Origin of the sequence: Sodalis sp. dw_96 (assembly GCF_018449575.1) — a bacterium.
GTDB lineage: Bacteria > Pseudomonadota > Gammaproteobacteria > Enterobacterales > Enterobacteriaceae > Acerihabitans.
The window spans coordinates 202,948-225,375 of sequence record NZ_JAAVUT010000002.1; the positions used below are offsets into that span (position 1 = coordinate 202,948).

The window sequence follows — 22,428 nt, forward strand, 5'->3', positions numbered from 1 at the left end:
CCCCGCATTAATTTTGCCCCTGGCCGGCGGTCCGGGCCTGTTCGCCATTTTCATGGATAATGCGCGTCACCAGACTATCCGCCTCAGCCAGCTGATGATCGTACACATCGGTGGCAAAACGCGGTTTTTCCTGTGGGTGTGGTGCCAACACCGGCCCGTCCTGGTTATGCAAATCCACGGTGACATTGGTAGATAAGCCGATACGCAACGGGAACTTGTCCAGATGGTCCGGCTCCAGGCGGATGCGCACCGGTAAACGCTGGACGATTTTAATCCAGTTGCCGGTGGCGTTTTGGGCCGGCAGCAGGGAGAACGCACTGCCGGTACCGACGCCGAGGCTTTCAACTTTACCGCGATAGCTCACCTTGCCGCCGTAGAGATCGGCATCGATTTCCACCGGCTGGCCGATACGCATGTCCACCAGTTGGGTTTCCTTGAAGTTGGCGTCGACCCAGATTTGATCGAGGGGAACCACCGCCATCAACGGGGTGCCGGGCTGCACGCGGCTGCCCACCTGTACCGACCGTTTAGCCACGTAGCCGGTGACCGGCGCCACCATGGTGCTGCGCACGTTATCCAGGTATGCCTGACGCAACTGCGCCGCGGCCGATTTAACATCGGGATGGCTGCTGATGGTGGTATCGTCCACCAAGGCAAAGGTCGTGCTCAATTGCTGTTGCGCGGAGGTCAGCGACGTTTCCGCCGAGGTCAGCGTATCGCGGGAATGGGACAGTTCTTCTTGGGAAATCGCCCCGTCCCGCGCCAGGTTGGCGCGGCGCTGATAATCGTCCTTGGCGCGCTGCAGTTCAATTTTACGCGCGGCCAGCATCGCCTTGTAGTTATCCACATTGCTGTATAACCCGCGGACCTGACGGACCACTTTCGCCAGATTCGCCTCGGCGCTTTGCTGTTTCACCTCGGTATCGCTGGGATCCAGCCGCACCAGCACCTGTCCCTGCTTTACGAAATCGCCGTCGTCAGCGGCAATAGCGGTCACCGTACCCGCCACCTGCGGGGTGATTTGCACTAAGTTGCCGTTAACATAAGCATCATCGGTATTTTCAAAAAAACGCCCGTGAAACCAATAATAAAGGCCGAAACCCACGACGGCCACTATGATTATCGCCAGCAATATCAACAACAGCAGTCGGCGTTTTCCCGGCTTCGCCCGCGGGGTCGCCGGGGTCGCCTTTTGATCTGCTTCATCTGCGTGTTCAGAATTGGAATTCATCTCAGCCATAAAAATTATTCTCAGTATGCTTAATTTACGGCCACGGTTTGCGCGGCGGTCGAAGGAACGGAAGATTTAAAACCACCACCCAGCGCTTGCATCAACAGGATAGCGGTATCGGTGCGGTCGGCATTCAAATTGGCCAGTTGACGCTCTGCCTGGATGAGCTGCTGCTGTACGCTCAACGCATCGAGATAATTGCCGACCCCGGCGCTATAGCGCTCCATGGCGTTTTTCCATGAATCGTTGGCGATATCGCAGGCGCGCTGCTGCTGCTGAATCTGAACGGCAAGGGAGCTCAGGCGGGTAATGGTATCGCCGATATCCCCCAGGGCATTCACCAGCGACTGGTTATATTGCGCCACCGCCAGATCGTAATCGGCGTTGCTGCCCGCCAGATTGGCGCGCAGGCGTCCACCGTCAAAGATAGGCAAGGAAATGGCCGGTCCAATGCTGAAATAGCGGCTCGGGGCGCCAAAGAAGGCATCCCCCAGCAGCGATTGGGCGCCCGCCGCCGCGCTCAGGTTAATATTGGGATAGAAGGCGGTGCGGCTGACCTTGATGTCTTTGGTGGCCGCTTCCACCCGCCAGCGGGCCGCCACCAAATCGGGCCGGCGGCCTAACAATTCCGCCGGCAACTTGGCCGGCAGGCTTACCGCTTCAGGGGCAATCAAATGCGGACGCGGTATACTCAACGCCCGATCCGGTCCCTGGCCAAGCAATACCGCCAGACGGATACCGGCCGCGTGTACCTGTTCTTGCGCATCGGTCAAGGTAGATTCCGCCGAAGCTTCCAGGCTCTCGGTTTGCTGATACTGGAACTTGCTGTCAAGGCCGGCGGTATACCGTTTTGACGCCAGGTCCAGCATGGTGTGGGTACGCGCCAGATCCTGTTTCGCCAAATCTTCCATCACATAAGCCTGGCCGAGGGTATTGTAGGCGCGGGCAACATCGGAGGAGAGGGTCAGGCGCGCGGACTGTCTGTCCACTTCGCTGGCGTTGGCCCGGCCGACGGCGGCTTCCCAGGCGGCACGCTGTCCGCCCCAAAGATCAAAGGTGTAGTTGAACTGGGCCGACAGCTCACGCTCGGTGTAATACTCTTTTCCTTTACCCTGCGGGTCTTGCACCTCGGAAAGCCGCTCGCGGGTCGCACTTGCGCCGGCGTCCAGGGTAGGCATGCGGTTGGCTTGCGCCGACATAACCGCGGCGCTGGCCTGGCGGGCGCGGGCATCGGCCACCTGCATATCGGGACTGGATTGCAACGCCTGCTGAATCAGGATGGCAAGCTGCGGATCGCTCAGGCTATTCCACCAATCCGCCGCCGGCCAGGCCGCGGTGGAAAGCGTGGTACTCGATAAGGTACGCTCGCTGTGTAACGTCGAGACATCCAGCGAACGGCCTTCGGTATGTAAACCATTAGGCAAAGCACACCCCGCCAGAACAAATGAACAGAGCAGCGGTAATAAACGAATGCGCAACGGCATGGTGAAATTTACTCCTTAAATATCGGCAAGAACCGCCAGCTTTTTCAGCAGGCGATCAAATTCATTGAGTTCGACGGGCGTCAACGGAGCTAACAAATCATTAAAGGCTTTAACGGCAATCTCGCCAATTTCCTGGCAGAACAATTGTCCCTTCTCGGTCAGGGCCAGATGGTGCTGACGCCTGTCGGCGGTGCTGCGCACCCGCATGATCATGTTTTTATTTTCAAGGCGATCGAGCATGCGCGACATGGCGCCGCTGTCTAAGGATATGCAACGGCAGAGTTCCGCCGATGTGCTGGCCCTTTTCTGGTTCATCAGCAGCATGACTTTAAATTGCGCCGCGGTAATGTCGTAGGGCGCCAGGTATCGTTCAAGAAACCGGTCTTTAGCACAATTCAACCGGTTGATGTTTCTTCCCCAGGTATAAACGGTGTCAACATCATCAGGCGTAAAGTGACTCATGAAATCTATGCCTAGGCAACTATTAGGCTGGCAACTATACCGCCTGGTGCAAAGGTAAACAACAGTCAGTTTTGTAACAAAATGTATTTCAGCAGGCGTTGACATCGGCGCCGGTTTTCGGCACATATTGTCTTTCAGCCCAGTCACTGCGGGCTTCGGGACTTTTTATTCCGGCGTCGCGGAACCGGTAATAAAACTTTTAACATCACGGCGTTGACGGCCATGACGGCGGGAATAGCACATATATCTATATGAGTCCGCTCTTTAACGTAAAAATAGCCGGGCGGCTAAAATGGCCTGACCAATTGATTATCCCTTATCAGACAGCGACACGGCAATGTAAACGAGCGGGGCGCGCCACCGGAAAAGCATCAATAATCAATTATTCCCTCCCACCGGGGAATGGGTGACCAATACTATCCCCAAAACGCCATGGCATTAGCGCAGGGATGGCTTTTTATATCGGCGTCCCCGGAAAAAAATTGAGCAAAAGAGCGGAAATTATTCCCTGCCTACCGTCAGAATGGTCAAGACCTCTGGTGAAGAAACGGCGTAAGCGCAGTCAAACCGCATCCCCGCCGGCAGTTGCGGCGTAAGTTCAATGGTTAATTCAAGGCCTATCCGCCTGTCGGTCAGCTGGGTGATCTTGGCATCCTGAAAATCGAAATAGCGTTTAACCAGCGGATAGAGCGCCTTGAACAGACTCTCTTTGGCGGAGAACGCCAGCGTCAGGCCGACGGCAAAGGGCAGCGTCGCACCTTCCAGCAGATGGAGCTCCTCGGTGCTGATGATACCGGGCCATAATTCCGTCGCACGGGCGTCGGGAATCAGTGTCTCCACGTCGATCCCTACCCCGCGCACCTCTTGCCGCGGCAGCCGCCGGCCGAGACACACCGCAAGCGTGGCATTATGCGACAGGGAACCCTGCAGATGCTCCGGCCAGCAAGGCGCCCGATCCTTCCCGGCCGGCAGCGGAAACGAACCGGCGCCCAATGCACGCAGCACCTGCGCGGCGACGACCCGCCCGGCCAGATACTCGGACCTGCGTTTGCGCGCCGCGTCGGCAATGGACGGCGGCAACGCTATGCCATGCAGGGCATAATCGGCGTCACGGTAACGCAGGGTATCGAACCGGCAGTGCCAGATGCTTAAATGCAGCGTTGGATCGATGAGATCGGCGGGACCAAACGGCAAGCCTTCGGCCAGCGATAAGAGATAAGACGCCGGAAGAACCATAAAAACGACCTTAGGGGAACCGTGAAATAATGTTAAGTATACCCGCCCTCTTCCACGTTGCAGCTATACAGACTCCATTCGCTCCCCGCCGGTCGCTGGATTAGTCGGGATTAATGAAACTCATCCGCGAGGTTCGCCCTTCGGGCCAGTGCTTGTCGTTAGCAAGAATCGATTGGATAGGTAATCACAGTTTAACTATCGGGTGATGCTGCTCCCTAAGTTCGAACAGCGGTTTGACCAATCCATACAGCGCCGGGTTGTCGCTTTCATCCTTAAGCTCGATACCCGATAAGCGCCGTTGGCGGGCTTGCTCCAGCAGCCATGCCAATTTAAAAGCCGCCTGGGGATAATCCAACCCCTCGGGCCGGATATTGGAAATACAGTTGCGTTCCGATTCCAGGCGCCGGGTATTCGGTCCCCAGGTAAAATAAATGCCCAGGCTATCCGGCGAGGACAATCCCGGACGTTCGCCAATCAGTATCGCCACCGCCTTGGCCTGGAGGCATTCGCCGATATCATCCCCCAGGGCGACCCGCGATTGATGCGCCAGCACCACCGGCGCCGGCTTAAGGCCGAGCATGGACAGATAGGGCAGCAATGCCCGGATAAAGGGCACCGCCTGCCGGTGCACCGCTTTGGAGGATAAGCCGTCCCCCACCACCAGCAGCAGGTCGGCCTGCTTATCCGGATAATCCAGCAGCATACGCCGGCTGTCCTCAGCCAGCTTGCGGCCGAGATCGGGCCGGCATAAAAAAGTCTCGCGGGTCGGCGCGGCGCTGTGTACCGTCAAGGTACTCAGGCCGTCAGCTTCCAACTGCCCCGCCAGCGTCTCGCTGTCAAAGGGCTGGTGCACCGCGTCGCGTGCCTGGGCATGGGCCAGGCCGAACTTCAGCACTTCCCGCGTCGGCAGGCTGGAGCCGGCGCGCCCCAGAGCAATACGCGCCGCGGTAAATTCCCGCAGGCTTTCCCAGGGATTATCATGAATAACATTGCCTACCGGAAATTTACCGGTAACGGGCGGTTCGGTTTTGCTCATAGAACACTCCTTGGTGCGAAACCGACATAAAGAAGCCGAACTTATTCATCCACCTAGCCGATATGAGGCAAATGCTGCAGCAGCGGATGGCCGCCGCCGGTATCGCGCAGGCGCCCATCGGCATCGATAATCTGCATGCGTTTGAGCCAGTCGGAAAATTCCGGCGCATGCTTGAGCCCGAGCAATTCCCGTATATAGAGCGCATCGTGGAAAGAGGTGCTCTGGTAATTAAGCATAATATCGTCCGCCCCCGGCACACCGATTAAAAAGGTCAATCCGGCGGCCCCCAGCAGCGTCAACAAGGTATCCATGTCGTCCTGATCGGCTTCGGCATGATTGGTGTAACAGACGTCGCACCCCAGGGGAACTCCCAGCAGCTTACCGCAGAAGTGATCTTCCAGGCCGGCGCGGATGATCTGCTTGCCGTCATAGAGGTATTCCGGACCGATAAATCCCACCACCGTATTGATCAGAAGAGGCTTGAAGTGCCGGGCGATGGCATAGGCCCGGGCTTCGCAGGTTTGTTGATCCACGCCGTGATGGGCATTGGCCGACAGGCAACTGCCCTGCCCGGTCTCAAAATACATCACGTTATCCCCCAGAGTGCCGCGATGCAGGCTTAACGCCGCCTGCCTGGCTTCGTCCAGCAGCGCGAGGTTAATACCGAAACCGGCATTGGCCGCCTCGGTACCGGCGATGGACTGGAAGACCAGATCCACCGGCGCCCCGCGCTCAATCAACTTCAGGGTATTGGTGACATGGGTCAATACGCACGACTGGGTGGGAATGGCGAAGTGGCTGATGACGTCGTCGAGCATATAATTGAGTTTTTCCAGCAGCGGCAGACTGTCGCTGGCCGGATTGATGCCGATCACCGCATCGCCGCAGCCATACAGCAAACCGTCCAGCATACTGGCGGCAATGCCTTTCAGGTCGTCGGTGGGATGGTTGGGCTGCAACCGCACGCTCATATGGCCGGGTAAGCCGATGGTATTGCGAAAACGGGTAATCACCCGGCATTTTTTCGCCACCAGGATCAAATCCTGGTTACGCATGATTTTGCTCACCGCCGCCGCCATTTCCGGCGTGATGCCGGGCGCCACATAGGCCAGTCGGGCGCTGTCGGTGCGCTCGGAAAGCAGCCAGTCGCGAAAATCCCCCACCGTCAGATGGGAAACAGGCGCGAATGCCTCATCGTCATGGCTGTCGATGATCAGGCGCGTGACCTCATCCTCTTCATAGGGGATTAATGACTGTTGCAAAAAAATGCGCAGCGGCAAATCCGCCAGGGCGATACGCGCCGCCATGCGCTCTTCGGCGCTGGCGGCGGCTATCTCCGCCAGATAATCGCCGGAACGCGGCGGCGACGCCTTGGCCATCAGCTCACGCAAATCGGCGAAACGATACTGTCGATGGCCCAATGTGGCTTGAAACATCGTTCCTCCCGGATTACTCCGTTAACGTCAGCTGCGAGTCCGGCGCCGCCGTGTCGCGAGCGCGGCGGGTCAAGCGGAAATAAGCATAACCCAGCAGCATCATGACGGCGAAAATCAGAAACAGGAGCTGGTTGTAATAAATCATGGCCACCAGGGAGATGACCGCCATCACCAGGGCGAACGCCGGCGCCAAGGGGTACATGGGCGCCCTGAACGGACGGGTCAGCCGCGGTTCCAGACGACGCAGCCTAAACAGCGACGCCATAGAGATAATGTACATCACAATAGCACCGAATACCGACATGGTGACAATGTTTGCGGTCAACGGCTGGCCGCCGATAATAATCAGCGAATCGGAAAATATCGCCGCGATCCCCACCACGCCGCCGGCGATGATTCCCCAATGGGGCGTACGGAAACGACGGTTGACCCTGGAGAGGGGTTTGGGCAGATAACCGGCGCGCGCCAGGGCGAAAATCTGCCGTGAATAGCCCATGATAATACCGTGAAATGAAGCGATAAGGCCGAACAGACCCAGCCAGACCAGCATATGCAGCCAGCCGCTGCTGCTGCCGACAATGATTTTCATCGCCTGTGGCAACGGATCGTTGATGTTAGCCAGTTTGGTCCAGTCACCGACGCCGCCGGCAAAAAACATCACGCCGAGGGCCAGCACCGTCAGGGTCAAAATACCGCCGATAAATGCCCGGGGAATGGTGCGCTGCGGATCCTTCGCTTCTTCCGCCGCCATGGACGCCCCTTCAATGGCTAAAAAGAACCAGATGGCAAAGGGGATGGCGGCGAAAATGCCGGACATCGCGCCGATGCTGAAGTGTTCCGATCCGGCCCAGCCGCCGCGGGTAAAATTGGCGAAATCGAATCCCGGCGCCACCACGCCCATAAAGACCAGCAGTTCGAATATGGCCAGCAGAGTCACCAGCAGCTCAAAGGTGGCGGCGATACCGACGCCGAGAATATTCAATATCATGAATACCAGATACGCCCCAAGGGCCACCCATTTGGGTTCCACCGCCGGAAACTGGACATTCAGATAGGCTCCGATGGCCATGGCGATGGCCGGCGGTGCGAAAACGAACTCCACCAGGGTAGCGAAGCCGGCGATAAACCCGCCGGTGGGGCCAAAAGCCCGGTAGGCATAAGCAAAAGGACCGCCGGCGTGAGGTATGGAGGTGGTCAGTTCAGTGAAACTGAAAATAAAGGCGCAATACATGGCGGCGATGGCCAGGGAAGTAATCAGGAACCCCAACGTCCCCGCCTGGGCCCAGCCGTAGCTCCAGCCGAAATACTCTCCGGAAATAACCAGACCGACCGCAATGCCCCAGAGATGAAAACTCCCCAGCGTGCGTTTCAGTCCGGGTAGCGCGTTGTTGATTTCCATGGCGATGTCCTTCGATACGTAAGTATTTGTAAATTGCAAAGGTCATACCAATTAATGCAAAGATGCGGTAATTGATTGTTTTTTAGGTATTTTCAATTAATTCACCGGCTATCGCACTGATTTAAATTTAGGGTAATCAGGAGTGCGGTCTATTTTGGTGCGTAAACCGCTCTATACAATGTTGAATGGCTCAGGGGAGTGCAAGGCCAGGACAGCGTTTGGGCTTGAAGTGCTGCATAAACGGCCGCCGTAGGATAAAAACATCGGGTGAAAGCTTGTCAACGCTGTTGACTTGAAAGACGGCTACTCGGGCGGCCGCTTCGACCCCATTGCCGCGCTCGCCCTTTCATACCCCGGTTCAGCTTCGGTGTTGGCGGCGAATGGTTTTCCTTCCCCGCCAGACTTTAATCCCGACTTCTGAAAGCGCATGATAATGCGCGCTGAATACGGTCAACGTAATCATCGACCCGGTCGGCAGTTGGTGGATCCGGCCAGGCTGGCACATGCGAGGGCAATCGATTGCGGAGACTCGCCCCGGCGGGTGGGCAAAGTCACTTCACTGCGGGTTTGCCAGGATTGTCCTTCGGCGCCGCACCAGATGCGCTGCACCGGCATCCGGTCCTGGTGTGCGTTGAGGATGATCACTTCCCCGCTGGCGGGATTTTTCCACAGCGGCGCGGATATTTTTTTGCCGGCCCCTATCCGCCCCAGGCTCACCGAATACCAGTGCGCGGTGGTAGCCTGACACTCCAGGGGAGATGTGCCGCTGTTGCCGATGGTGAGTGAAAACGGCAACAGCCCCTGGGTACCGCGCTGGCTTTCGGCCGGTTCACCGGCATAGATTGCGGTGGTGAAAAATAAAAAACAGGACAATACTAGCCCCTTTGATTTCATTGCATCCTCTTGTAAGAGCGTTTCTTCCGGACGGAGAGCAACAGGAAAGATTTTATTCGCTGCGTTGTCAATCATATTATTTATTAAGGAAAGAGCATGATGGTTAAGAGGTGGTTAAAATATGCAACCCTGATGTCGGCCATGACATTGGGGTGTTCGGCGTCGTTTGCTGCGCAAATCAACTCCATTGCGATATTAACCCCCGAACCCGGTACCGATTTCGGCTGGAATCAGCAGGGGATCGCCGCCGCCAAGGCGGCGGGTGCAAAAGAAGGCGTCAAGGTTACGGTGGCGGAGAATCTCGGTTACGGCGATGTGCGCCCCACCTTGCGTGATTTGGCGGATGACGGGGCGCAGCTGATTATCGCCCACGCCAGCGGTTACAATCAGGCGGCGCCGGAAATCGCGGCGCAAACCAAGATTGCGGTGGCGGTGACCGACAGCCCGTCGTCGCTGAAGGCCGGCAAAGTAGCGGATTATACCGTCAGCGGCCAGGAAGGGGCCTATCTGGCCGGCACCCTGGCGGCGAAAATGTCCCGCAGCGGCATTGTCGGCATCGTGGTTTCCGGCGAACCGCCCGCCTGGAACGCCCAGGCCACGGCATTTATCCTGGGCGCCAGAGCGGCCAGAAAAGACATCAAGATCCGTTACGCGGTCATCGGCCCGGCAGCCTATAGCGACGCCGCCGGCGGCAAGCGGGTCACGGCGTCGGTGATTGCCTCCGGGGCGGATATCATTTTCGGCCAGGGCAACGGTTCCAGCTTCGGCATGCTGCAAGCGGTGGAAACCACGCCGGCGCTGGACGGCGGTAAAGTCTATTTCATCGATGTGGTGGGGGATAAATCCAGCATCGATAAGGGCAATCTCCTCAGTTCGGTATTATGGAATTTAACCCCGGTATTCACCGCCATGATTGAAGACCTGAAGCAGGATAAGTTCGGCTCCCACAACTATAAAACTTCCCTGGCGGACGGCTCCATCAGTTTGCTGAAAACCAAACATATCCCTGACGATATCTGGCAAAGCGTCAATCAGGTGCGCGCCGGGATAATCAGTGGGAAAATCACCGTGCCGGCGGATTACGACGCCAAAACGTTACACGACCTGCTGGCGGCTAAAAACCAATAGCCCTGTTGCTGTCGCCTCGCCGGAGCCTTGCCCATCCGCTGCGCTCCGGCCATTTCACTTGAAGAGATCAAGATGAGCCAGAACCTGCCCGCAGCGGCATCTCCCGTCGTAGCCGTCAATGGGCTCACCAAACGTTTCCCCGGTATTGTCGCCAATGACCATATCGATTTGGCGCTGTGGGCCGGAGAGGTCCACGTATTGCTGGGAGAAAACGGCGCGGGTAAATCCACCCTGGTGGCAATGTTGGCCGGTTTGCAGCAGCCGGATGAAGGCCATATCGCCGTTAATGGCCGGGAGGAGGTTCTACACTCACCGCGGCGTGCGCTGGCGCTGGGTATCGGCACGGTATTCCAGCATGCCATGATGGTGCCCGGCCTGAGCGTGGTGGATAATATCGCCTTGGGAGATCCCTGGTGGCGTCGGCCCGCCCGCCGTTTTTACGCCGAGCGGGTCGGTCAGATTGCCCGGGATATCGGGGTTCGGGTAAACCCGTTCGCCCTGGCGGGGTCGCTGTCCCTGGGGGAGCAGCAGCAGGCGGAGATCGTTCGCTCCCTGTTGCGCGGCAGCCGGGTGCTTATACTGGATGAAGCCACCGCCATGCTGACGCCGAACAACGCCGATGAATTGGGACAATTGATGCGGCGGCTGGTGTCTCAGGGATTGGCGCTGGTATTTATTACCCACAAACTCAACGAAGCCCTGGCCTGGGGCGACAGAATCACGGTATTGCGCCGGGGACGCAAAGTGGGTGAAATCCCCCCGCTACGCCTGAAAACCCTGGCCAAGGAACAGGCCACTCGCGAAGTGATGCAGCTGATGTTCAATTTATCCGCCGAGGACGGTGACGATACTCCCTCGATTATCGAGAGCGGTGCAATCCTTGACGGCTCTTCGGCAAGTGAGATGCTGGCTATGGCTGAAACCCCTCCGGCTGGTGGTCACAATGAAATCCTCCATGACATCCCGGCAAATAAAACGCCGACTGTTTCAAGCCGCCCCGCGGTCACCGGGAACGCTGCAAAGCCCGACGATGTTCCCTCCGCGAAATATATCGATGCCAAGGGCGCATTCAGCGGCTATGCCGCCGCCGGACCGGTGCTCGAAGTCAAGGCGCTGGCGGTGAACGATGCGTTGGTTCCCCTGCGGGGTATCGACCTTGAGGTGGCCGCCGGGGAAATCGTCGGCATTGCCGGTATTGACGGCAACGGACAAAAACAGCTGGCGGAGGCGCTGGCGGGTCAGCGCCCCGTGGCCGGAGGCCGGATCTTGCTGGCGGGGGAAGCCATTGAACAGTTAAGCATCGGCCAGCGGCGCAAGCGCGGCCTGCGCTATGTTACCGACGATCGCCTGGGAGAAGGCACCGTGGGGTCGTTCCCGGTCTCCATCAATCTGCTGTTGAAACAAATAGGCGAAGCGCCTTTCTGGCGACGGGGCATTGAACATCCGGAGGCCATCGCCCGCCACGCCCGCGAGCGTATCGCCGAATATGATATCCGCACCCCGGAAGTGGATACCCCCATCGGCAAATTATCCGGCGGAAATATCCAGAAAGCGCTGCTGGCACGGGAACTCGGCGGGCCGGCCCGGATGGTGATATTTGCCAAGCCCACCCATGGGCTGGACGTCCGGAATATGACGGCGGTCCGCGAGCGGATACGCCGGTCGGCCCGCGCCGGCATGGCGGTCATTCTGATCTCCACGGATATGGAGGAGTTGCTGGGGCTGGCGGACCGCATCGGGGTGATGTCCGGCGGCAGGATTGTCGGCATGGTGGCCAAGGGACCCCGCGCCCGCAGCCAAATCGGCGAACTGATGAGCGGAGTGACGCTATGAACAACTTACCCCGTAGATTACAACCTTCTCGGCGCACCGAAGATGGAGCGACGTTATGAGCAGCCAATCCGAAGGTGCCCGTATGACGCCCGGCCGCGGGTCGGCGCTGGTGCGGTTGAAACACGTCTTGGCCCAGGCCGGCTGGTCGGTGGGCCCGGTCATCATCGCCTTGCTGATCACCGGCGGCCTGCTGTTGCTCATGGGGGTCAATCCCCTGGAATATTATGGTTTTATCCTGCGCAAAGGGCTGCTGACCCCAGTGGGATTCCAGGCCACTCTGACCCGCATGGGACCGCTGCTGCTTATCGGCGCCAGTCTGATCGTCGCCTTTCGCGCCGGCTTGTGGAACCTCGGCGGCGACGGGCAGTTTTTATTAGGGGCGGTCTTGGCTTCAGCGCTGGCGGCACCCCTTGACAGCCTCGGCTCACCCGTCTGGCTGACATTGACGGCGGGGCTGGCGGTGGGGGCGGTGATGGGGGCGCTGTGGTCGTTATTGCCCGCCATGCTTAAAGCCTGGCAGGATATAAACGAAATCATCACCAGCCTGATGATGTCTTTTTTAGGCGTTTCACTGGCGAATGTGCTGGTGAAACTGGTGTTTTTCGATACCGGCACCACGGTGCCGGAGACCCGCACGCTGCCCTATGAACACCGGTTGCCGTCTCTATTCGGCACGAACATTTCCAGCGGCCTGCTCATCGGCCTGGCGGCGGTTATCGCGGTGCACGCCCTGATGACGCGAACCGCTTTCGGCTTACAGCTACGCACCATCGGCGCCAACCCACGGGCGGCGATCCATGCGGGTCTGCCGCTGGGGCTTCTGACCGTGGCGGTGTTTGCCCTGTCAAGCGCGCTGGCCGGCCTGGCGGGGGCGGTGGAAGTGCTCGGTATCGAGGGCAATGTCCGGGCCGACTGGAATCCGGCCTACAGTCTGGTGGTGGTGCCGCTGGTGTTCCTGGCCCGATTCAACGGCTACGGCACCATCGCATTTGTCTTTATTTTTTCGGTGCTGTCTATCGGCAGCGAGAGCGCGGCCCGCAGGATGGGCGTACCCAACCATTTTACCCTGGTGACGGTGGCCATCCTGCTGTTGGTGATCGCGCTGACGGACATGGCGGCGCAACGCCGACGTAACCGGGGCGGAAGCGAGTGATGATTTTATTGGACCAGGGGTTTTTGAGTTCATTACTGCTGGGGGCGATTGTCGCCGGCGTGCCGCTGCTGTTGGCGGGCCTGGGAGAACAACTGTCCGAAAAGGCCGGAGTGTTGAATATCGGTCTGGAAGGCATGATGCTCACCGGCGCGTACCTGGGCTTTTATATTGCCTGGCACAGCCAGTCCATGGGACTGGGACTGCTGGGGGGCGCTCTGGGGGGCATGGCGGTCGCCGCGTTGATGGCGGGCTTTTGCGTCTGGCTGCGCCTTAACCAGATTGTCATCGGCATCGCCCTTACCCTGGGGGCCGAAGGGGCCACGGCCCTGCTGCAATATATCCAGTTCAGCCGCACCTATCCGCGACTGGGGAGCGTCGACACCCTGCCCCTGCCGCTGCTCTCCCATATTCCATTTATCGGCCGGATCCTCTTCAATCAGCCGCCCATCGTCTACCTGGCACTGGCTGCCGTGGCGTTATTCGCCCTGGTCTACCGTTATACCAACCTGGGATTGTCCCTGCAGGCCGCCGGAGACAAACCCGCTGCCCTGGATGCCGCCGGAGTGCATGTGTTATGGGTCCGCACGCTGGCGGTGCTGGCCACCGGCCTGCTGGCCGGCGCGGGAGGCGCGTTTATGTCGCAAATCGGGGCGGGAATTTTTGTTGCCTATATGACGCAGGGTAACGGGTTTATCGCCATCGTGCTGGCGATGCTGGCTCGGGGTAGGCCGTTATGGGTGCTGGGGGGCGCACTGCTGTTCGGCGCCTGTTTATCCCTCACCACCGCCCTGCAGGTCCTGGGGGTGGCGGTGCCCACCGATGTCATCCAGATGCTGCCGTTTATTGCGGTGATGCTGGTACTGTTAATCTTCGGACGGCGCGCCAATCTACCCAGCGCGCTGGGTACTCCGTATGTCCGTGGATCCCGCTGAGGCAACGGAGGTCAGGGCTTAAGCGAATAATCGAGGCAAGAGGCGCCGCGGGCATCAGCGATTGTCTGCCGCAACGCAACTCACAGCGAGGTTATTCCCTTGCGCCAGGCGGGATAACGTCTCATCAATGGTGACGGACATGGCATCGAGGGTTTTGGTCAGACTCCCCAATCCATTCACATGCACCAGGCAAAGGCTTATCGGCTGCAAAAAATCCCGCACATCAACGATACTGACCTCGTATTTGCCTGTCCCATGATAAAGAAATTCCCGCGATATAAGGCCCAGTCCCAGGCCGGAGGCGATAAAACGTAGCTGTTCGTCAATGCTCTGCGATTCGACGCAGATGCGCATATCAACGCCGCGGCTATGCATCTCGCGGACAAACGCATCCCGATAGCCACAGCCTTTGGCATTCAAGATCCAATTTTGCCGGGTCAGCCCGGCCAGGGTGGTCGAACCGGTGAAAACCGGAGCCTTCCTGCTTTGAATCACCACGGCATGCAGGGTGGCCAGGGATCGGACCTCGAGGTAAGCGGGAGGGCGGATACCGGCGGCGAACATGACCACTGCGGCGTCCACCTGGGCGGCATCGATTTTCTGCAGTAGACCGACGGTCCAGTCAGAACACAATTGCACATCAAGGGCGGGAAATTCGGTTTTCAAACGGGTCAATAACGACAGCGAAACCACATCGCCGATGGCGTGAGTCACACCGAGCCGCAATGTGCCGGTTGGCTCGCTCTCCACGTTTGCCAGCGCAAACAACTCCTCGGCGTTACGCAACAGCTCCCGTGCCCGGGCATGGATTCGGTGAGCCAACGGTGTCGGTTTAAGGGGCTTGCTTGATCGATCGAATAATGCGCCGCCGAGCGTGACTTCCAATTGTTGAATGCGCCGCGACACAGCGGATTGTGTCAGCGACAGCTTATCCGCCGCCTTACTCAACGACTGGCCTTCGAACACCGCCAAAAACGCCCTCAGACCCTCGATCATTATGCTTATCTCGAATATTAGAGATGAAAATCTTACGCTTGATTCATATTAGGATCAACCTTACCTTGGATGGCCGACGTTTGGCGCTGCCGGGTATGCAAACCAGGCCTCATCAACGATACGGATCCATAACGATTTTCAGCCATCCCTTAGGACATAACAGCATGCCGACTCAGACGACGTCCCTTCATCATCCCCCCAGCCGAAAAACCATCGGGGGTTACATTTTTTCAGGATTATGCGCCAGTCTGGTGAGCATCGGGCTGGCCCGTTTCGGCTACGCGCCGCTGCTTCCGGTCCTTATCCAACAGCATTGGTTTCCCGCCGGAGATGCCGCTTACCTCGGCGCCGCGAATTTGGCCGGTTATTTATTGGGCGCGCTGGCGGCCCATCGGTTAATCGGCCATGTGTCCAATGTCACCGCGCTGCGCCTGATGATGGTGTTGGCCACGGTTTCATTCCTGGCTTGCGGCTTTCCGGTATCGGAGGCGTGGTTTTTTGGCTGGCGGCTTCTGTCGGGCGTCGCCGGCGGCATCATCATGATACTGGTGACCTCCACCATACTTCCCCATGTCCCCGGCACGCGGAAAGGATTGGCCAGCGGCGGGATTTTTCTCGGGATGGGACTCGGTATCGCCGGTTCCGGCACCCTGATACCGTTTTTACTGCACATGGGATTACGGGAAGCCTGGTTCGGACTGGCGGCGCTGTCCGCGCTGTTTACTGCCGCGAGCTGGTTCGGCTGGCCGCCTTCAACGCCGCTGACCTTAAACAGTTCGGGGAAGAGCGCCAAGACTCACGGCCCGCATCATGGCAACGGCGCTTTTCACCTGTTCTATCTGGAAACCGCATTAATGGCCGCCAGCCTGGTCCCCGGGACGGTATTTCTGGTGGATTTCATTACGCGGGAATTGGGCGCCGGGGCCGGGGCGGGAGCCCGTTTCTGGATGTTATATGGCGTCGGCGCGATTTTCGGTCCGCCGTTGTACGGAGTACTCGCCGACCGCATGGGGATCCGTATATTTACCCGGCTGGTTTTGCTGCTTCAGGGGCTGGCGGCCGGCTGCCTTTACCATACCGGCAGCTATGCGGTGATTGCCTTATCAACCCTGACCATCGGCAGTTTTGCCACTGGCGTGGTGCCGGTATTTCTGGCCAGGACGCACGATTTGATCCCCCACGACACCGGATTGCAAAATGTCGTCTGGGCCCGGGTGACCATTGTCACCGCGGCATCCATGGCCGCTGCCGGCTATGCCTGCTCGGGGATCCTCAGCCTCTCCGGAGACAATCACCGGCTGCTGTTCCTGAGCGCCGCCATCACGTTGCTGCTGGCGTTGGTCATCGGCCCGCTGGTGAAAAGCCTCAGGCTCATTCCGTCGCTATTTCCTTTTTAGCGGCTTGATAAGCCCTTCCAGCCCTTCGATTTTAATCGCCAGGGTGATGGACATCAACTCACCCAGCCGGCCGGCGGGAAACTCTCCCTGCCGGGCAAACCAAAGCAGATAGGGTTCGGGCAAATCGATTAGCGCCCGGCCCTGATATTTACCGAAGGGCATTTCTGTATTGGCAATGGCAACCAAATCTTCTTTTTCCATTTTCCCCTCCCGGCAAGCGCTTATTCGCCTAACAGGCGCATCATTTCAGCTTCATCAATAACCTTGATGTTCAGCTGCTGGGCCTTGGTCAGTTTGGAACCGGCCGCTTCCCCTGCAATCACCAGATCGGTTTTCGCCGAGACGCTGCCGCTGACCTTGGCTCCCAGAGCCACCAGGCGATCCTTGGCCTCATCCCGCGACAGGCCGGATAAGGATCCGGTCAACACCACGGTTTTGCCGGCAAACGGATGGTCGCTCCCCTCGGCTGCGGGCGCCATCACCGGCGCCGGCCAATGAATACCGATATCCGGCCCGATAAGTTCGGCGATCACATCGAGATTATGCTGCTCTTCAAAAAAATTGCGCACATGGGCCGCCACCACCGGACCGATATCCTGGACCGCCACCAGATCGTCGATTTCAGCGGCATATAACGCCTCCAGTGTTTTGAATTCCGCCGCCAGGCTCACCGCCGTGGCTTCCCCTACTTCGCGGATCCCCAGCGCATAGAGGAAACGGGCAAAGGTGGTCTGTTTTGCGGTTTCCAATGCCTCCACCAGGTTTTGCGCCGATTTGGGCCCCATGCGCTCCAGACGGGACAGGCTCTCTTTGCTTAAACGAAACAGATCGGCGGGCGTCTTCACCAGTTCGCGCTCAACCAGTTGATCAATGATTTTATCTCCCATACCGTCCACATCAAGGGCCCGGCGGGAAACAAAATGCTTGAGTGACTCTTTACGCTGGGCGCCGCACACCAATCCGGCGGTACAGCGCGCCGCCGCTTCTCCTTCCACCCGCTCCACATCGGAACCGCACACCGGACAATGGGTAGGGAAAACCACCGGCCGGGCATCTTCCGGCCGACGGTCCAGCACCACCCCCACCACCTGCGGGATCACATCGCCGGCCCGGCGGATAATCACCGTGTCGCCGATACGCACCCCTAAACGCTCGATTTCATCGGCGTTATGCAAGGTGGCGTTGCTGACCATGGCCCCGGATACCAGTACCGGCTCAAGACGGGCCACCGGCGTGATGGCGCCGGTGCGGCCAACCTGGAACTCCACATCCCGCACCCGGGTCATCTGTTCCTGGGCCGGGAATTTATAGGCGATGGCCCAGCGCGGCGCGCGGGCGACAAATCCCAGGCGCTGCTGCAAGGCCATGGAATCCACTTTAATCACCACACCGTCGATATCAAAACCCAGCGACGGCCGCTGCGCCTGGATCCGGCGATAGAAATCCAGCACCTGCCCGCTGCCGGTGCAGCGCTCAATACGTTCGCTCACCGGCACGCCCCAGGACTTGAACAGTTGCAAACGTTCCCAGTGGCGGCCCGGCAACTCGCCCTCTTCCAGCAGGCCGACGCCATAACAAAAAAACGTCAGCGGACGTTTAGCGGTAATGGAAGGATCGAGTTGCCGCAGGGAACCGGCGGCGGCATTACGGGGATTGGCGAAGACTTTTCCCCCTTCACGGGCGGCGGTCTCATTGAGGCGGCGAAAACCGGCCTCGGACATAAACACTTCGCCGCGGATTTCCAGGCGGCGGGGAATGACCCCGGCACCATCCCGCAAACGCAGCGGGATGGTGCGGATGGTGCGGACGTTGGAGGTGATATCCTCGCCGGTGGTGCCGTCGCCCCGCGTGGCGGCGCGGACCAGTTCACCGTTTTCATACAGCAGGCTCACCGCCAGGCCGTCCAGCTTCAGTTCACAACAAAACGTCAGATCATCATCGCTTTTCAGGCGGTCCATCACGCGTTTGTTAAAGGCCAGGAAGCTCTCTTGGTCGAAAACATTGTCCAGGGAGAGCATCGGCACTTCATGACGGACCTGGCTGAAGGCGGTAAGCGGCGCCCCGCCCACCCGTTGCGTGGGAGAATCGGCGGTGAGCAAATCCGGATACTGGGTTTCAAGCTCGCGTAATTCCGCCATCAAGCGATCGTATTCCGCGTCCGGCACCTCAGGTGCATCCAGGACATGGTACTGATATTCGTGATGGCGCAGCTGGGCACGCAGCGCGTTGATTTTTTGGTCGATCTGTTCCATAGCTCACCGTCAGCGAAAAAAAACCCCGCAAGCGGGGGTTGTTATGACCGATACAGTTAAAACCGGCACGAAAACCTCGTGACCTCAGGCGCCGTTCTTCACCTCGAGCACCTCGCGGATCCGCGCTTTGTAGATATCAAGCTTCTGCGGGGTCATCATGCGACGCTCGTCGTCAAGCACCACGCCGCCGCAATCATCGGCGATACGCTGCGCCGATTGCAGCATGAGCTTGAAGTTTTGGTGCGCATCACCATAGGACGGCACCATCATGAACATCGACACCCCGGGGGTGGTGAAAGACCCCATGCCTTCCGGATCGAAAGAGCCGGGTTTCACCATATTCGCCAGGCTGAACAACACCGGGCCGCTGCCCGCCGGGTTCAGGTGGCGATGGAATATATTCATTTCACCGAACTGCAGTCCCGCCTGCAAGATGCTTTGCAAAAGATCCTCGCCGCCTATCAACGTTCCATTGTGGGCGGCAACATGCAAAACCAGCACCGTCTCTTTGCGTTTAACCGGCTCCGCCTGATCCGGCGGCGGCGACCGGCGTTCTCCTCCGGCGGGGGCCGAAGCGGAAGGGTGATCCAGGTTCTCATCGCCGAACAGCTCAGGCTGATGGGCCGAAACCGCCGGCGCTTCCGCTCGCGACGAGGCGCGCTTGGCGAAGAAGGATTTATGACGGGGTTTAGGCGCCGCTTCGGGCTCTTCGTCTTCCGGTCCGGATTCGGGCGCGTTATCCAGCAAGGGATCGAAATCCGACGTGGCGCGCGCCGGCGTTTTCAATACCTCCGGCGGTCTGGAATCATGTTCATGGGTATCGTAGGGTCCGAACGAGGGTTCGTCGGTACGTAGCTTCGTAACCCGGACTTCGCCCACACCTTCATCGCGCTGTTCAAGCGGAGGTTCGTCCTGTTCCTGACGGTCTTGTTTCAGTCGTTTAACCGGTCGATCGCGAAAAACCGATGAGCGTTCTTTACGGCTGGTCCACAGGCCGTGTAATAGCAACGCTATGATAGCGATCGCACCAACAACGATTAATATCAGACGCAAATCCTGCATCATTGCCATCTCAGTTGTTCTAATTCATTGCCACCGCGGCAAACATTTACTCTCTTAACTCTATTTGCCTGCGTAGACAAGTGCAAGTCCACACGGTACTTTCTGACAATAAAGATAGCGTAAGCACATTTTTTTGCTGTTTTTTCGAACAAAAGTCCCAAAACAGCAGAATTTCATGATAACACATACACCCATTTTTCTTTTTATCGGTGAGAAAACGGCGTAAAAAAATGGTTAACGACATAAAATCCCGTAGTGGTTTTCATTATTTTCTCAGCGGATGGCGATTAATCACCCTGCCAGGCATCCGGCGTTTTGTCATCCTGCCGTTGCTTGTGAATATCCTGCTGCTGGGGGGCGCCTTCTGGTGGCTCTATACCCGCCTGCATCTGTGGATCCCGCAATTGCTGGAACATATGCCCCGCTGGCTGCAATGGCTAAGCTATATCCTATGGCCGCTCAGTATACTGGCGGTGATATTGATCTTCAGCTATTTCTTCAGCACCGTCGCCAACGCCATCGCCGCCCCGTTCAGCGGCATGCTGTCGGAGCAGTTGGAAGCGCGCCTGACCGGTCAGCGGCTGCCAGACAGCGGGGTCGTGGCGCTGATGAAAGACTTGCCCCGCGTCATGCACCGTGAATGGCAAAAGCTGGGGTATTACCTGCCGCGGGCGCTGATCTTGCTGTTTCTGCATTTTATCCCGGTGTTCGGCCAGACGGCGGCGCCGGTAATGTGGTTTTTTTTCGGCGCCTGGATGATGACCATTCAATATTGCGACTATCCTTTCGATAATCACAAAATCGGTTTCGCGGCCATGCGTCAAGCGCTTCGACGTCATAAAATCCGCAATATGCAGTTTGGCGCCATGGTGGGTTTGTGCACGGCGATTCCGGTGATTAACCTGCTGATTTTGCCGGTGGCGGTCTGCGGCGCCACCGCCATGTGGGTGGATAATTACCGGGACGGATTCCCGATACAACGCGGTCAGTGAACCTGTTCTTAAAACTTATGTCTTAATAACATATCGATATACTTTTCTTTCACTTCCGTCATCAACCTGAAAGGGTATGCTCTGATTATCATTCCCTAGATTGGCATCAACAGTAAAGGACCGGTCATGAGCAATATTTACGAAGACAATTCTTATACCATCGGCCATACCCCGCTGGTACGTTTGAACCGCATCGGCAATGGCCGTATCCTGGCCAAAGTGGAATCACGCAATCCGAGCTTCAGTGTGAAATGCCGGATCGGCGCCAACATGATTTGGGACGCGGAAAAACGCGGCGTCTTGAAGCAGGGCATTGAACTGGTTGAACCCACCAGTGGTAACACCGGTATCGCATTGGCTTACGTGGCGGCGGCGCGGGGATATAAACTGACCCTGACCATGCCGGAAACCATGAGTATCGAACGTCGTAAATTGCTCAAGGCCCTGGGTGCGAACCTGGTGCTCACCGAGGGTCCGAAAGGGATGAAAGGGGCCATCGCCAAGGCCGAAGAAATCGTGGCCACCGATCCCAAGCGTTACCTGATGCTGCAGCAATTCAGCAACCCCGCCAACCCGGCCATTCATGAACAAACCACCGGTCCGGAAATCTGGGAAGACACCGACGGCGACGTGGATGTGTTCATTGCCGGCGTCGGCACCGGCGGTACCCTTACCGGCGTGAGCCGCTACCTGAAGAATACCAAGGGAAAAGCGGTTATCTCCGTGGCGGTGGAACCCAGCGATTCACCGGTGATAAGCCAGGCGCTGGCCGGCGAAGAGATCAAACCCGGTCCGCATAAAATCCAGGGTATCGGCGCCGGCTTTATCCCGGAAAACCTTGATTTAAGCCTGATTGACCGTGTCGTTAAAATCACCAATGACGAAGCCATCAGCACCGCGCGTCGCCTGATGGATGAAGAAGGCATACTGGCGGGCATCTCCTCCGGTGCCGCCGTTGCCGCCGCCCTTAAGCTTCAGGAAGATGAAGCGTTCGCCAATAAAACCATCGTGGTGATCCTGCCTTCTTCCGCCGAACGTTATTTGAGCACCGCGCTTTTTGCGGATCTGTTCACAGAAAAAGAATTACAGCAATAAGAGTCCGTCTCTTCGCAGACTTTTCACCAGCATCAAGCACCCGCCCGGGTGCTTTTTTGTGGACTGGATCATATTTTTGCCCCCTGCATAACTGATTTTGTTGGCTCTGCCTTGTATTTAAGCGGACAATTATTTCGATGTATGAAATTAATCAGGCTATTAATTGTTCTTGTAGCTGAATCGATTAATGCCCTATGGATTTGACTTAAAAAACGGCATAATGATGAGTAGCGTAATGGCATAACAAAGCCTTCACAAGATTTAGCCAGAAATGCTTTTATACCGTTTTTTGCTCGCATACATCTTCGCCTTTGTAACATACTCAGGCACTAACCGTATAGGCTAAAGTCTGCCTTATAAGCTAAACTTTAGCCCCACAACATTGATATCATCTAATAAGTTGGGGAAAC

Annotated in this window: 20 protein-coding genes; 7 read left to right on the forward strand and 13 right to left on the reverse strand. The window is 57.8% G+C overall.

Features of this window, described 5'->3' with window-relative positions; translation table 11 throughout:
- Window positions 1-7: 7 nt before the first annotated feature.
- The 8 genes from HB631_RS04015 to HB631_RS04050 all read right to left on the reverse strand — a co-directional run bounded on the left by HB631_RS04015 (window position 8) and on the right by HB631_RS04050 (window position 9,178).
- Window positions 8-1,231 (reverse strand): efflux RND transporter periplasmic adaptor subunit, encoded by a 1,224-nt coding sequence (locus HB631_RS04015; RefSeq protein ID WP_213990137.1) that lies wholly within the window; start codon window positions 1,229-1,231, stop codon window positions 8-10.
- A gap of 29 nt (window positions 1,232-1,260) precedes the next feature.
- Window positions 1,261-2,715 (reverse strand): efflux transporter outer membrane subunit, encoded by a 1,455-nt coding sequence (locus tag HB631_RS04020; RefSeq protein WP_213989864.1) that lies wholly within the window; start codon window positions 2,713-2,715, stop codon window positions 1,261-1,263.
- Between the two features lie 15 nt (window positions 2,716-2,730).
- Window positions 2,731-3,324 carry a MarR family transcriptional regulator gene (locus HB631_RS04025; RefSeq protein WP_213989865.1) on the reverse strand — a complete coding sequence of 198 codons (594 nt, stop codon included), beginning with the start codon at window positions 3,322-3,324 and terminating at the stop codon, window positions 2,731-2,733.
- Between the two features lie 354 nt (window positions 3,325-3,678).
- Window positions 3,679-4,413: a 4'-phosphopantetheinyl transferase superfamily protein gene (locus HB631_RS04030; protein WP_213989866.1), complete on the reverse strand. Its 735-nt coding sequence runs from the start codon at window positions 4,411-4,413 to the stop codon at window positions 3,679-3,681.
- Between the two features lie 184 nt (window positions 4,414-4,597).
- A complete protein-coding gene (gene eutC, locus HB631_RS04035) occupies window positions 4,598-5,449 on the reverse strand; it encodes an ethanolamine ammonia-lyase subunit EutC (protein WP_213989867.1) in 852 nt (283 codons plus the stop codon).
- A 53-nt stretch (window positions 5,450-5,502) separates the two neighbouring features.
- Complete coding sequence (locus tag HB631_RS04040) at window positions 5,503-6,885, reverse strand: ethanolamine ammonia-lyase subunit EutB (RefSeq protein ID WP_213989868.1); 1,383 nt, start codon at window positions 6,883-6,885, stop codon at window positions 5,503-5,505.
- Window positions 6,886-6,898: 13 nt separating this feature from the next.
- A complete protein-coding gene (gene eat, locus HB631_RS04045; RefSeq protein WP_213989869.1) occupies window positions 6,899-8,284 on the reverse strand; it encodes an ethanolamine permease in 1,386 nt (461 codons plus the stop codon).
- Between the two features lie 459 nt (window positions 8,285-8,743).
- A complete protein-coding gene (locus tag HB631_RS04050) occupies window positions 8,744-9,178 on the reverse strand; it encodes a hypothetical protein (RefSeq protein WP_213989870.1) in 435 nt (144 codons plus the stop codon).
- Window positions 9,179-9,274: 96 nt separating this feature from the next.
- Here HB631_RS04050 and HB631_RS04055 point away from each other — a divergent pair, with 96 nt between their 5' ends.
- From HB631_RS04055 to HB631_RS04075, 4 genes are all read left to right on the forward strand, one after another.
- Window positions 9,275-10,306 carry a BMP family protein gene (locus HB631_RS04055; RefSeq protein ID WP_255556802.1) on the forward strand — a complete coding sequence of 344 codons (1,032 nt, stop codon included), beginning with the start codon at window positions 9,275-9,277 and terminating at the stop codon, window positions 10,304-10,306.
- Window positions 10,307-10,378: 72 nt separating this feature from the next.
- Window positions 10,379-12,139, forward strand: a complete 1,761-nt coding sequence (locus HB631_RS26920) for an ABC transporter ATP-binding protein (RefSeq protein ID WP_255556803.1) — start codon at window positions 10,379-10,381, stop codon at window positions 12,137-12,139.
- A gap of 55 nt (window positions 12,140-12,194) precedes the next feature.
- A complete protein-coding gene (locus tag HB631_RS04070; protein ID WP_213989871.1) occupies window positions 12,195-13,292 on the forward strand; it encodes an ABC transporter permease in 1,098 nt (365 codons plus the stop codon).
- Window positions 13,292-14,224, forward strand: coding sequence for an ABC transporter permease (locus tag HB631_RS04075; protein WP_213989872.1), 933 nt, complete (start codon window positions 13,292-13,294; stop codon window positions 14,222-14,224). Before HB631_RS04070 ends, HB631_RS04075 begins: the two co-directional genes overlap by 1 nt.
- A gap of 54 nt (window positions 14,225-14,278) precedes the next feature.
- Here HB631_RS04075 and HB631_RS04080 read toward each other — a convergent pair whose 3' ends face one another.
- Entirely contained in the window at window positions 14,279-15,220 is a 942-nt protein-coding gene (locus tag HB631_RS04080) for a LysR family transcriptional regulator (protein ID WP_213989873.1), read from the reverse strand.
- Between the two features lie 164 nt (window positions 15,221-15,384).
- Between HB631_RS04080 and HB631_RS04085 the strand changes: the two genes are divergently transcribed.
- The gene (locus HB631_RS04085; protein WP_213989874.1) at window positions 15,385-16,617 is read left to right on the forward strand and encodes a YbfB/YjiJ family MFS transporter; all 1,233 of its coding nucleotides are present in this window, start codon (window positions 15,385-15,387) and stop codon (window positions 16,615-16,617) included.
- On the opposite strand, the gene HB631_RS04090 is transcribed toward HB631_RS04085, so the two are convergent.
- The 3 genes from HB631_RS04090 to zipA form a co-directional block, all read right to left on the reverse strand.
- Window positions 16,603-16,818, reverse strand: a complete 216-nt coding sequence (locus HB631_RS04090; protein ID WP_132927044.1) for a DUF3820 family protein — start codon at window positions 16,816-16,818, stop codon at window positions 16,603-16,605. The genes HB631_RS04085 and HB631_RS04090 overlap by 15 nt on opposite strands.
- 20 nt (window positions 16,819-16,838) lie before the next feature.
- Window positions 16,839-18,869 (reverse strand): NAD-dependent DNA ligase LigA, encoded by a 2,031-nt coding sequence (gene ligA / locus HB631_RS04095; RefSeq protein ID WP_213989875.1) that lies wholly within the window; start codon window positions 18,867-18,869, stop codon window positions 16,839-16,841.
- A gap of 84 nt (window positions 18,870-18,953) precedes the next feature.
- Entirely contained in the window at window positions 18,954-19,934 is a 981-nt protein-coding gene (gene zipA / locus HB631_RS04100) for a cell division protein ZipA (RefSeq protein WP_213989876.1), read from the reverse strand.
- A 227-nt stretch (window positions 19,935-20,161) separates the two neighbouring features.
- Here zipA and cysZ point away from each other — a divergent pair, with 227 nt between their 5' ends.
- Together cysZ and cysK are read left to right on the forward strand one after the other, a co-directional pair.
- Window positions 20,162-20,923: a sulfate transporter CysZ gene (gene cysZ, locus HB631_RS04105; RefSeq protein WP_213989877.1), complete on the forward strand. Its 762-nt coding sequence runs from the start codon at window positions 20,162-20,164 to the stop codon at window positions 20,921-20,923.
- Between the two features lie 126 nt (window positions 20,924-21,049).
- On the forward strand, window positions 21,050-22,018 hold the full coding sequence (cysK, locus tag HB631_RS04110) for a cysteine synthase A (protein WP_213989878.1): 969 nt from the start codon (window positions 21,050-21,052) through the stop codon (window positions 22,016-22,018).
- A gap of 68 nt (window positions 22,019-22,086) precedes the next feature.
- On the opposite strand, the gene HB631_RS04115 is transcribed toward cysK, so the two are convergent.
- Window positions 22,087-22,317, reverse strand: a complete 231-nt coding sequence (locus tag HB631_RS04115; RefSeq protein WP_213989879.1) for a hypothetical protein — start codon at window positions 22,315-22,317, stop codon at window positions 22,087-22,089.
- Window positions 22,318-22,428 lie beyond the last annotated feature (111 nt).